The organism is Providencia sp. PROV200 (genome assembly GCF_049901995.1).
Lineage (GTDB): Bacteria > Pseudomonadota > Gammaproteobacteria > Enterobacterales > Enterobacteriaceae > Providencia > Providencia rettgeri_E.
Genome location: NZ_CP096307.1, coordinates 580,419 through 594,489, shown reverse-complemented (window position 1 = coordinate 594,489; position 14,071 = coordinate 580,419). Strand labels below are relative to the sequence as shown.

1 protein-coding gene is annotated in these 14,071 nt (G+C 42.2%); it reads left to right on the top strand.

Annotated features, from left to right (window positions below; genetic code table 11):
• Positions 1-78: 78 nt before the first annotated feature.
• The gene (locus M1E86_RS02535) at positions 79-14,034 is read left to right on the top strand and encodes an invasin domain 3-containing protein (RefSeq protein ID WP_213914031.1); all 13,956 of its coding nucleotides are present in this window, start codon (positions 79-81) and stop codon (positions 14,032-14,034) included.
• Positions 14,035-14,071: the final 37 nt, after the last annotated feature.

Sequence of the window (14,071 nt, the reverse complement as noted above, 5' to 3'; positions counted from 1 at the left end):
TCAAACTAATTCACAAGCTCTTACCACTATAAGCATTCAACAATAACCCAGTTAATATTGAAACTAGGAATAAATTGAATGAACCCCGCTACGTCAACCACAAAGCCAACAATGAGACATAAAATCTCAAATGGTTTTGTGCTCTTTACTGCAATATGGTCTTCGGCCATCGTGCCAGTTATGCCAAGCTATGCAAAAATGCTCACGCCTGATGACCTACCTACTCTGGGAAGTGCCTCCGTACTAACCGATGATGATAAAACAGAGAAGCTGATTGCTGAATATAGCCAAAGCGCTGCGCGTTTTGTCTCTGGTAAGAAAAAGGCGGCAGATCTTGCTGATATGGCACAAGACTTCGCTCGTAGTAAAGCCACAAATGCGGCAACAGATGAGATAAATCGTTGGTTATCCAAAACCGGTAATGCCAAATTCAGTGTTGACGTAGATAAAAAATTAACCATTAAAAATACCCAATTAGATTGGTTAATTCCTTGGTATGACAGTACAGATTTATTATTGTTTACCCAACATAATCTTCATCGTACTGATGGCCGCTTACAGACCAATAATGGTATTGGGGTTCGTCGCTTTACCCCAGAGAGCATGATGGGCATCAATGCCTTTTTTGACCATGATTTATCTCGCTACCACTCTCGCCTAGGGTTTGGGGCCGAGTACGCACAAGACTTCTTAAAACTGAGTGCCAATACTTATTTGCGTACATCAGCATGGCGTAGTGCTCCTGAATTAAAGAATGACTACAATGCCCGCCCGGCTAATGGATGGGATTTACACGCTGAGGGCTGGTTGCCCTCTTACCCAAATATTGGCGGAAACCTTAAATTTGAGCAGTATTTTGGCGACGATGTCGCCCTATTTGGCAAAGATAAGCGCCAGAAAGACCCTCTTGCCACAACGGTTGGCATAAACTGGACTCCATTCTCACTGGTAACTTTAAGCGCAGAACAAAAAATCAGTGGTGGATTAAGTGAAACTAATGCCAAAGTCCAGTTTACTTGGGCACTGGGTAAGAGCCTCGCAGAACAGCTTGACCCAAGTAAAGTGGGCGATGCTCGTCGTTTAATGGGCAGTCGCTATGATTTTGTGAATCGTAATAACAATATCGTACTGGAATACCAAAAGAAAACCCTGATAACCCTATCCTTACCCTCAATAATCCAAGGAAAAACAGGGGAATTATTACCTTTAATTAATACCCTCAATACCAAATATCCGTTAGATCAATTGGCTGTACAAGCGCCTGAATTTTTAGCTGCTGGGGGCGAAATAATCCTCGACGGTACGTCTACAAGAGTCAAATTGCCATCTTATAAAGTGGCAATGACCGAACAAGAAAGGAAGAAAATCAACCTTTACCGATTCACGGTAACAGCCTTTGACAGTAAAGGAAATGTTTCACCACAAGCCACAACTTTGGTTGAAGTTACAAACTCAGGCATATTATCAATTAACCCAAGTGAGGTTATCAAGCAAGGAAATGCGATTGCTAACGGCCAAGATATTAATACATTAACGATTACGGCCAGAGATAGTTTTAATAATATCGCGCCAGACTCAACAGTGACATTTATTCTCCCTGCGGGACTTAAATTCGTCACACAAAAAGCCACCTCTTCAAGAATGGCATTTAGCAATTTATTCAAAAAAATGCAGGCGGCAAAATCAACTGACAAACAAAAATATAAAATTGTCACCAATATAAAAGGGGAAGCTTCGATTCAATTCACCACTTTAGCTACGGGTGAACACCGAATTCAGGTAGTGCCAAATGGTGGCGTCCCCATTGAAACCGCCTTTTTCTTTATTGCCGATACGCATCAAGCGCATATTAAGCATTTTAATATCCTCAATAATAATGCGATCGCCGATGGGACATCCAATAACAAGATTCAATTCCATGTTACTGATAATAATGCACACCCCATTAAAGACGCTGTACTGCAACTTGAGGCAAGAAATGCAACAGCCAAGCAGCTAAGCCCAACCGATGAACAGGGTAACACTGAAGTCGAGGTAAAAAGCCAAGTCGCAGGGCCTGCCAAAATAACAGCAACACTGAATGAGCAAAGTGTCACGGTAGAAACCCATTTTGTATTTGGCCAATTAGCCCATGTCACGATTGTCGACCTTGCGCAAGCCGCTGCTGGCACAGACAGCACTATCACCATTTCACTGACTGATACAAACAACAACCCTATTTCTGGCGCTGATGGTTCTGTCATCGTGAACATCGATGGCAAACCAACACCAATTACGATCACTGAAAGCCATCCTGGTAGTGGTATCTACACCGGAAAATTACCGGGACAACATACTGGTACGCCAAGTATCACCGTCACCATTGATGGGCAAACCTCCTCTCCAGAAACGTTAATTGTTGAGCCGCCAAAACCAATTTCCCCAAACAACTCAAACGGCACAGGCCAAAAAGGGGAGAAAGGCGTTATTGAAAATATCGTCGTCACGCCAAACCGAACCCACGGTTTACAATCGGGAGATACTCTTGACGTCACTGTCACCATTACTGATGCATTTAATAATGGACTTACGGGTTTAAATACCAATGACATCGATATTGGTCAACATAAAGGCGATAAGCTGATATGGACAGATAATGGCGACGGGTCTTACACCACCACGTTGCCATTAACGGAGATTGGTACCAATGATTTAACCGCTTCTATTAATGGCACCACTAGCTTGAAAACTGATATTCAGGTCGGTAATGCCACTGGAACTATCCATGTTGATAAAGTCAAAATCATTAAAGTAGAAAAGCCTGCGGCAGGTATAGATAGCACTATAACCTTCGAGTTAACAGATAAACATAGCAACCCCGTTGTTGGTGAAACAGACGTGATTGTCAATATTGATGGCCAACCACATACTTTACCTGTGACAGAAACATCTCCAGGTATTTATGACGTCATTATTCAGGGTCAACTCGCAGGCAACCATATTGTTTCTGTAATCGTTAACGGGAAAGGATCACCAAAAGAACCACTTATTGTTGATAAACCACGGCCTGTTAAACCTAAAAACCCAAGCGGTACAGGGCAAAAAGGCGAACTAGGTGTTGTCGATAATATTTTTATCACGACAGGCGATACTAGCCATCTGCAATCTGGCGATAAACTTGAGGTCGTCGTGTCCGTTACCGATGCCTTTAACAACGGCTTGTCAGGCTTAGACACCAATAATATCAATATTGGTAAACACAAAGGCGATACATTGGTATGGGCTGATAACGGTGATGGCTCTTATACCACCACCTTGCCACTAACCAGCGTCGGCAATAATGACCTCACCGTTTCCATCAATGGTACTAAGAGCCCGCAAAAACAAGTCCAAGTTAGCAATGCCAAAGGAAAAGACAAAGTCAGTAAAGTTGAAATTATTCAAACAGAAAAACCCGCCGCAGGTTCAACCAGCACCCTGACCGTTCAATTAGCCGATAAAAATGGCAATCCAGTAGTCGGTGAACAGGAAATGGTTATTGAGATTGATGGCACCCCACACACCTTGCCAGCAAAAGAAGGGAAGCCCGGTATTTATGAGGTCACACTGCCAGCACAGCAAGCAGGTAATCATCAAATTACTGCCGTGATAAATGGCCAAAGCTCCCCTAAAGATACTTTAGAAGTGCAAAAACCGACCCCAATTAGCCCGAATAATTCGAATGGTACAGGTCAACAAGGTGAAAAAGGCGTTATCGACAAAGTCGCAATCACACTTGATCACACTCACCGTTTTGAATCCGGTAATCCTCTTGAAATCACGGTAGCGGTAACTGATGCCTTTGGTAACGGCTTAGCTGGCTTAAATACCAGTAACATCGATATCGGTAAACACAAAGGAAATACCTTAAATTGGGTAGATAATGGCGATGGCTCTTATACCACGACCTTGACCTTAACCGACGTTGGTAGCAATGATTTAACGGCCTCCATCAATGGTATCCACAGCCCACATGCAGAAGTACAGGTCAATAATGCCGTAGGGACGTCCCATGTTGATAAGGTAAAAATCACCAAAACAGAGATACCAGCGGCAGGCACAAATAGCATTGTGACAATCGAATTAAGTGATAAACATAGCAACCCAGTTGTCGGTGAAACTGAAATTACCGTCAATATTGATGGACAAGCCCATAAGCTTCCGGCAAAAGAAGGAAAACCGGGTATTTATGAGGTCACCTTACCAGCACTGCAAGCGGGTAATCACAACATTAGCGCAAATGTGAATAGTCAAAGTTCAACTGACGCTATCTTAGTGGTAAAAAAACCAATTCCAATTAAGTCAAAAAAACCAGACGGAACAGGTACCAAAGGGGAAAAAGGTGTAGTCAATAGTATTGCGATGACAACAGGCAATACCAGTAACTTACAGTCTGGCGATCAACTTGAAATCACCGTGACCATCACCGATGCCTTTAATAACGGTTTAATTGAGCTCAATACCAACAACATTACCCTTGATGGATATAGCGACAATCCAGTCTGGACAGACAATGGCGATGGTTCTTATACCGCCACTCTCACATTAACTGAAATGGGTTCGAAAGACTTCGCCGCATCAATTAACGGCCATAAAACCCCCGTCAAATCGGTCCAAGTTAACCCTGCCAAAGGGAAAGACAAAGTCAGTAACGTTGGCATCATTCAAACAGAAAAACCTGCCGCAGGTTCAACCAGCATATTGACCGTTCAATTAACCGATAGCAACGGCAACCCGGTGGCCGGTGAACAGGAAATGGTTATTGAGATTGATGGCTTCCAGCACACCCTGCCCGCAAAAGAAGGGAAACCGGGTATTTATGAAATCACACTACCAGCGCTGCAAGCGGGTGTTCATAAAATTACTGCCACGGTGAACGGCCAAAGCTCCGCTAAAGATACTTTGGAGGTGAAAAAACCGACCCCAATTCGCTCGAACAACTCAAGTGGAACGGGTAATCGAGGTGAACGAGGCGTTATCAATAACATTACCATGACAACAGGTGATATCTCACGTCTGCAATCAGGTGACAAACTGGATATCACTGTCGCCATCTTTGATGCATTTAATAACCCGTTAACGGCTCTCGACACCAGTAATATCATTTTGGATGGATATAAGGCAAGCTCGCTGAAATGGTTAGATAAAGGTGATGGTGCTTACACGACTTCGTTACTGTTAACACAAACTGGCTCTAATGACTTATTCGCCTCTATTAACGGTTATAAGTCACAATCGATTTCCATTACAGTAAGTAATACGACTGATATCAATAAAATTGCAAATATCGAGCTGGAGCCTATTTCCCCGAGTGAAGCAGGTGAAAACCAAACTATCACAGTGAAAGTCACTGATAAATATCAGCACCCCGTCACCATGATTAGTAGCATGATAACGGCAAATATCGACGGCCAGTCAACACCGATTGTTTTAACAGAGTCACTCACTCAAGAAGGTATTTATACAGGAACGTTATCTGCACAAAATACAGGTAAATATACCGTTAAAGTGACGGCGAATAATAAAACTGCATCAAAACTTTGGACAGTTAAGACCCCTGCAACCATCGCCGTGAAAGACAAACATGGAAGTGGTATAGGAAATCAGCGTGGCGTCATTCAAACTGTTACATTGGCCTCATCAGCGGTTAACGACCTAAAATCAGGGCAGTCATTACAATTAACCGTGACACTTAAAGATGCATTTGGTAACCCCCTTGAAGGGCTCAGTGGCGCGAGTATTCAGTTAAATCATCGACAACCTAGCAATCGCTCTGTGACTTGGATAGACCTCCGCAACGGCGATTACACGGCTCTTTTGCCTCTCACCAAAATTGGCCAAGATACTTTAACCGTGAAAGTGAACAAAATAACCACTTCCCCACTGAATATTAACGTGGGAAGTGCTATTGGAACCTCGCAAATCAAGCAAGTTAAAATCAAAGATATCGCTAAACCCGCTGCGGGTGAGACGAGTTCCATCACACTATCAATCACTGATACCAATGACCAACCCATTACAGGGATAGAGAGTAACGCAGTCATCTCTATCGATGGCGCTGAAGAACTGTTTAAGATCACTGAAGTAACCAATAACAAAGGAACCTATATTGGCATGCTTTCTGGCCAACAATCAGGCGTTCATAAAATTATTGCCACTGTTGGTGGTGTTAAATCCACAGAATCAACCTTAACCGTTAGCGCTCCTTCCCCCATTGCTATCAATCATGGTGGTAAACCACATTATCGCGGCGTCGTTAATCGTGCAATATTCGCCATTTCCCCAAATAACAACCTAAAATCTGGCGGTGCGTTAAAGCTAAGCGCGACATTGGAAGATGCCTTTGGTAACCCATTAACTGGCGTTGATTTAGCGCAATCTCTCACCCATAAACAAGCGGGTAAAGCCACTTGGATAGCCCAAAAAGATGGAAGCTATACGGCTAACTTAGTTCTAACGCAATTAGGGCAAGATCACTTATTTATCACTGTAAATAATGTACAAAGCCCAACCCTTGTTATTGATGTCAAACCACAGTTAGGTAATAACGCGATCCATAAAATCAATATTAACGATATCACCAGCGCAGCCGCTGGTGCAGAAAGCACCTTCACGGTGGTATTGGCCGATGCTCAAGGTAACGTAATCGACGGTATCCAAAGTGTTGAAGCCACCATCGGTAAGCAAAAACCAGAAAACATTAATGTCACTCAACAAGCAGATGGCCGCTACATAGGGGTATTATCTGGGCAACAAAGTGGGTCTTATGACGTGGTTATTAGCGCCAATCAACAAAATTCGGCTAAAAAAACATTCGTCGTGACAAAACCTGATACAGTTACTGCGACCGCAAATGGAAGTGGCAAAAAAGAGCAGCGCGGCGTCGTTAGCCATGTTGAACTGAAAACTGCATCAGTAAGTTCGGTATCGGGTCATCATTTACAGTTAGCTGTCGAGCTAAAAGATAGCTTTAATAACCCACTGAAAGGCGTCTCCAGCAACCACATTGCACTAGCGCACAAGCAGGCAGGTCATGTGGTTTGGACTGACCATAACAATGGCCAATACACCGCGACCTTGCCATTAAAGGTACTGGGGAGCGATGTATTAACCGCCACCGTTAACGGCATCAATAGTTCGGTAGCAAATATTACCGTGGAAAATACTGCTGATATTAAACAGGTGAGCAAACTCATCGTTACAACGATTACACCATCCGCAGCAGGAACAAAACAGCAAATTACCGTACAAGCCGTTGATGCTAATAACCATGGTGTGACTCAAATTGAGAATAACATCAACGTTACCCTCAATGACAAACCACTTAATTTAAAATTTGTTGAATCTAAAACCATTAAGGGCACTTACACTGCAACCTTACCAGCCCAAAAAACCGGTAACTATACCGTCAAGATCAGTGCCAATAAGCAGGAAACTCAACAAACTTGGCAGGTTACTGCCGCCAAAACGATCCAAGCAACAAAAACTGATGACTCAGGTGTTCAAGGCCAAGCCGGTGTGGTGAATACCGTTGCGCTCGCTGCGACAAACGCACCAAACTTTAAATCCGCTGACACAGTAAAACTCATGCTAACCTTAAAAGATGCGTTTGATAATGCGCTTAGCAATATTGATGTTAAAAACATCACTTTAGTGCATAACCAAACCGGTAAAGTGACTTGGGTTGATCACCATAATGGCACCTACACCGCTGATTTACTGTTAACGACATTGGGCAAAGATAGCTTAGTGGCAACGGTTAACCTGATAAAAAGTGCGCCAGTTGGTATTAATGTTGAAAAAACAGTTGGAAATAGCCATATCCATCAGATTGATATTGTTAATATCGCCAGCCCGCAAGCCGGTGCAGAAGGCACCTTTACAGTATCTTTGAACGATATCAACAATAACGTAGTCATGGGGATCACTGAAGTCACGGTGAATATTGAGAAACAACAGCCGCTAAATATTGCCGTCACTCAACAAACAGATGGCCGCTACACAGGGAAATTACCGGGTCAACAAAGTGGATCTTATTCGGTTGCTATCACCGCGAATAAAAAAACATCCTCCACCAAAACGCTTACCGTGACAAAACCCGATACGGTCACTGTAAGCCTAAGTGGGAGTGGGAAAAAAGACCAGTGCGGTGTCGTTAGCCAAGTTGAACTGACCACGGCAGCAACCCGTTTCGTATCCGGCGACAACTTACTACTCATGGTTACCTTAAAAGACCATTTTAATAACCCACTGAAAGGCGTCTCCAGCAACCACATTGCACTGAAGCACAAGCAGGCAGGTCATGTCGTTTGGGCTGACCATAACAATGGGCAATACACCGCGACCTTGCCATTAACGGTATTGGGGAACGATACATTAATCGCCACTGTTAACGGTATCAATAGTTTGTCAGAAAACATCATTGTGACAAATTCCACTGATATCAAGCAAGTTAATCAACTGGTTATTGCCGCTATCTCCCCATCGGCAGCTGGCTCAGAGCAAACCATTAGCGTACAAGCCGTTGATAGCAATCGTCATGGTGTGACACACATTGCGGATGACATCAAAATCACTCTCAATGATAAGCCACTCAACTTAACATTTGTTGAATCTCAAACGGATAAAGGCACTTATATCGCCACTTTACCTGCGCAAAAAACAGGAAACTATCTGGTTAAAGTGACGGCCAATAAGCAGAAAGCTCAACAAACTTGGCCGGTTACTGCCGCCAAAACGCTTCAAACAACAAAAACTGATGGCTCAGGTGTTCAAGGCCAGGCTGGTGTGGTGAATACCGTTGCGCTCGCTGCGACAAACGCACCAAACTTTAAATCCGGTGATACCGTAAAACTCACACTAACCTTAAAAGATGCGTTTGATAATGCGCTTAGCGGTATTGATGTTAAAAACATCACATTAGCACATAACCAAATCGGTAAAGTGACTTGGGTTGATCACCATAATGGCACCTATACCGCTAATTTAGCTTTAAAAACACTCGGGAAAGATGCGTTAATAGCCACCGTAAACAATATTAGCAGCCAAACTATCGATATTGAGGTGATAAACAGTAAAGGGGCCAATGAGGTCAAAAACGTAGACGTCATCCACATTTTACCGGTAGGAGCAGGAGCTGATAATACAGTCATCGTCTCTTTGACTGACAAAAATGGGCACCCAGTATCCAATATCACCAACTTGTCCGTTATTATCGATCAGCAAAAACCGTTTTCTATGTCAGTGGGTCAAGCCCCTAGTGGTAATTATGTTGGAACATTACCCGGCCAACAAAGCGGTCAACACAATATTGTGGTGTCTATTCCTACAACGAATGTCGTATCAAACAAAAAGCCATTTGATGTTAGCAACCCTGCACCAATTGCGGCTGCGGCTAGCAATGGTGGTGGAAAAAAAGGCCAACACAAAGTCGTCAATGAGGTGCAGTTTATCGTTGCCCCAACCGCTAACCTCAAAGCTGGCAATAAAGTCACACTCACCATCACGTTGAAAGATGCCTTTGGTAATGGGTTAAAAGAAGTCTCCAGCAACAGTATCGCTATCGCTCATCAACAGTCAGGCTCTGTCATATGGAAAGACAATGCGGATGGTACTTATACCGCTGACTTATTATTGAGTAAGTTAGGCACCGATACTTTAAAAGCCACAGCCAATGGCATTAGCCAATCACAGGTTATCGATGTTGAAGCACCACTAGGTAAATCTGTCGTAAACCATGTGGCATTAAAGGCGCCCAACCGGACGTTTAGGGTAGGTGAAACTGCCGAATTGCAATTAACATTAACTGATAGCCATGGCAATGGTGTTGAAAAGGTACAAACCAACGACATTCAATTAGAGCATAACCATACACCAGTCCCTAAACTGACCTGGTTAGAGAAAGGGGCAGGTATTTACACCACTACACTCCCATTACATCAACAAGGAAAAAACACTTTTGTTAGCCGAGTTAATCAACATGCCAATACCCCACTGGCGATTCATGTCAGCGCGCTAACTGGCTCTGCACAAGTAAAAACGGTTGGGCTAAAAGTCAGTACGAACCAATTAGCGGTGGGAAGTAACACAGAGCTAACACTAACATTAGCAGACCAATGGAATAATGGTGTTGAAGGGGTCATGGCGAAAGATATCACCATAAATGATGCGCATATTAAGAAAAACATTACAGGTTTAAATTGGCAATCAAAAGGGAATGGTACCTATACTGCATCAATAACGGTCGCAATTGCAGGAGTTCACTCCCTAAAAGCAACTGTTAACCTAACACAAAGTAATAATGTACTGATTAACGCATTACCATCAACCAACCAAAACCAGATAAATAAAGTTCAACTGACAACAAACTTAAGTGATATTACTGCGGGCAACAAAGCCACATTATCGCTAAAAGTAACTGATATGAATAACAATCCAGTTATTCACCTCAATAATAACACGATCACACTGACCGCCAATAATAATAAAATACCCGCTATTTGGGATGAAGATAACCATGACTTAGGTATCTATACCACCAGCATCATACTTAGTGACGTGAAAACATATCGTCTGATAGCGGGTATTGGTCAGTTCACAGATACAACAAATATCACGGTCAATTCGCCATCAGGCAAAGATGCCGTGAAAACCATCACTATTTCACCAATAATCAACAGTGATGCAGGGCAACCATCATCACTATCTATTGGCTTAACTGACCAATATAAAAATCCTGTTAAGAATATCAACAGTAGCGATATTACAGTGACAATTAATGGACAAAAGCAAAACATTATATTTATGGAAAAAAATGTATTAAATAAATATACCGCTCAACTCCCTGCAACCAAAGCAGGCCGTTACAAAATCAAAGTAGACATTAACGGACAGTCAGAAACGGCTGAATGGGTCGTCAATCCACCAATAGAAATCCCAATCACATCTTATGATAAAGACCGTTTACGAGGCTCATTAGAGGCTATTTCGATTACCCACAGCGCGAAAACGTCCACAGTCAATTCTGGAGATAAAGTCACTCTCACTGTAGGGCTAAAAGATAAGTTTGATAACAAGCTGACTGGTGCTGCGAGTTCATTGAAATTATTAACTGATTTACATTCAGGCTCTGCATGGAAAGAGCTAAATGGTGGACTATATACTCAAGAACTCACCATGAATAAGCTACATAAGCAGTCTATTCAAGTCGTAGTAGATAAACTACTCAGCGATAAACTTGAGCTAACCGTTGCTCCAGCTAAAGGCGTAAAGCATGTCCATAAAGCCACCCTTGAAACCCATGAAGGTACTATTGAAGCAGGTAAAGAAGTGCAATTAACGTTAGCCTTAACGGATATCGTTGATAACGGTGTTATTAATATCGATACAGGGGCTATTCAGCTCACCAATAATGGAAAACTAGCCAACGTTACATGGGCTAATCCACAAGATGGCGTATATACTACCAAGCAGCAATTAAGCACTGTTGGTGATTATCAGTTTAAAGCCACCATAAATAACCGCCCAAGCCGTATACAAACCGTGGAAGCAACCTATCCAAGTGGAAAAGATGTGGTGAAATCCGCAAAAATGACCACAAACCTCAATACATTTGATGCAGGTAAAAAAGTTGAATTAACGTTAGAACTGAAAGACCAATATGGCAATTTGGTTACTGGCATCAATGGGGCTGATATTGCATTAAAAGATAGCCATACCGCAGAAACTATCGATAGCAACAATATTGCTTGGAATATGGGATCAGCTGGCGTGTATAAAGCCACCTTGCCATTAACCAAAGTCGGTAAACATACCTTAACGGCGACGGTGAATAAGCAAGATGCCGATACCAAGGAAATCATGGTGAAAGCATTGAAAGGGGCTAGCAATGTTAGCGAAATTAAATTAACCACTGCCGCAGCTTCAATGAGTGCAGGCGAAAACACCACATTAACCCTAATCATGCTCGATAGTTACGGTAATGAAGTGGCAGATATCACGACAAAAGATATTATATTCAAAAATACCGACAGCACGATTTACACTAAAGCACCATGGGTGAAAGCATCTTCACACGGTAGTTTCTATACGGCTCAGGTCACGTTAGAGAAAGTTAAAAAGCACACATTATCGGTTGAGGTAAATAAACAGGTAAAAAATATCGAAATTGATGTAAAACCGCAAGAAGGTGCCAAAAATGTCGCGAAAGTAGAGTTAAATGCACCAAAAACAGTGGCAATTAATGCTGACGCCGAGCTTCAACTCAGCTTAAAAGATAAATTCGGTAATGGCGTTGTTGCGGTTAATATTTCTGATATCACACTGGAACATTTAAATACATTAATACCAATAGCTTGGGTTGAAGGCAATGAGGGTAAGTACACATCCAGCTTAGCGCTAACTAAGGCCAAAGCACATCCACTAACCGCCAAGGTTAATGGACACTCTTCAGATACCACTATCACGGTTGACAGCCCGAAAGGTGTTAAACATGTGGCTAAGATCAGTATGACATCTTCAATAACCGCTGATAGTTCAGGGAAATTAACTACTCAGCCAGGGCAAGAGTTCAAGTTAACATTCACATTAACTGACCAATATTACAATGGCGTCACTGGATTAAAAGAAACAGATATCAACTTAACTAATGTTCAAAAACCAAGTTCAGTGCTAATAACGGCATGGCAAGAAAATACACAGAAGAAAGGGGAATATAGTGCCACTGTATCACTGACTCAAACAGCACAACATGCTCTGACAGCAAAAGTGAATGCCGTTTCTGATACCACACAGATATCAGTTACCCCATTCAGTCACCCTGATTACGTTGCATCCGTTGAATTGAAACTTGCTCAAACAAATATCAACATCGGTGAAAATGTTAGATTTGAGTTAAAAGCCAAGGATAAGTATGGTAATGACGTATTTGTTAATGACAGCGATATTGCAATACATAATAAAAATCAAAAATCATCATCTATTAAAGAAAAGTGGGATATAACAAGCGATACTTTCACTCGCCAATATAAAGGAACGCTCAGTTTTACAAAACCTGGAGAGTATATAATTTCAGCAGGTGCAGGCAATGCCAATAGTCGCCCTGAAGTGATCACTATTGAAGCTGGCGCACCTGTATTTGCCCCAGGGAAAAGCTCACTCACTGCGAGTACCTATGAAACAAGCACAACTGATATCAAAACTACTACGATACAGCTAACGCTTAAAGATGATAATGGTCATTTGATTACAGGGAAAAAACCAAAAATAGTAATCACATCAAACGTAAGGTCTGGGTGGATACCGGCAGATATGCTAGAAACATCGGCAGGAACATATACTGTTGAGTACAAAAACACGCCTCATTCAGAGATTATTGACATCAAATTATTCAGTGACTCAATTGATTATAAGGGCAATAGTCAAATTATTCAGATTGTCAATTACAGCAAAATATCAATTACACCGTTAGGTACTAAGGAAACCTATGCGGTTGATAAGCAATTCCCTTCTACCGGATTTACTGGAGCACAATTTGCCATCACCCCTTCACTAGGCAGTGCTTCTAACTATAACTGGGAGGTTGACCAAAATTGGTTATCTATTGATAGCAAAGGTGTTGTAACACTGAATAAACACCCGGAAGGCAGCAACACTGCAAAAGTCACCATCACAGGAAGACCTAAAACAACGAATAGCAAGAATATGGTATATACCTTTAACATGAATAAGTGGTACAGCGCTGGACCAAAATTGGCCTTTAATGCTGCGAGAGGATATTGTACTAATTCTCAAAGAATGGCCACAGCAGAAGATCTAAAACATAGCAAGATCTCGTTATTCACCCAGTGGCCAGAGAAAACCATTAACGACAACATAAAACTAAACCAAATAGCAACACAAAACTGGATTTGGGTAATGACCAAGCACATAACCTTATACAATTTACAATCGCATACCTACCTAGACAGTCCTTTTAATGCCGGTGAGCGTGGTATGGTGTGTGTTAAGGAGTATTAATTGTAATTAGGTTTAGATTATTGTTATTTTTTATCCT

Bases quoted from the DNA above. Each gene is read 5' to 3' on its own strand.
- M1E86_RS02535 (WP_213914031.1), top strand. From the start codon at position 79: ATGAACCCCGCTACGTCAACCACAAAGCCAACAATGAGACATAAAATC.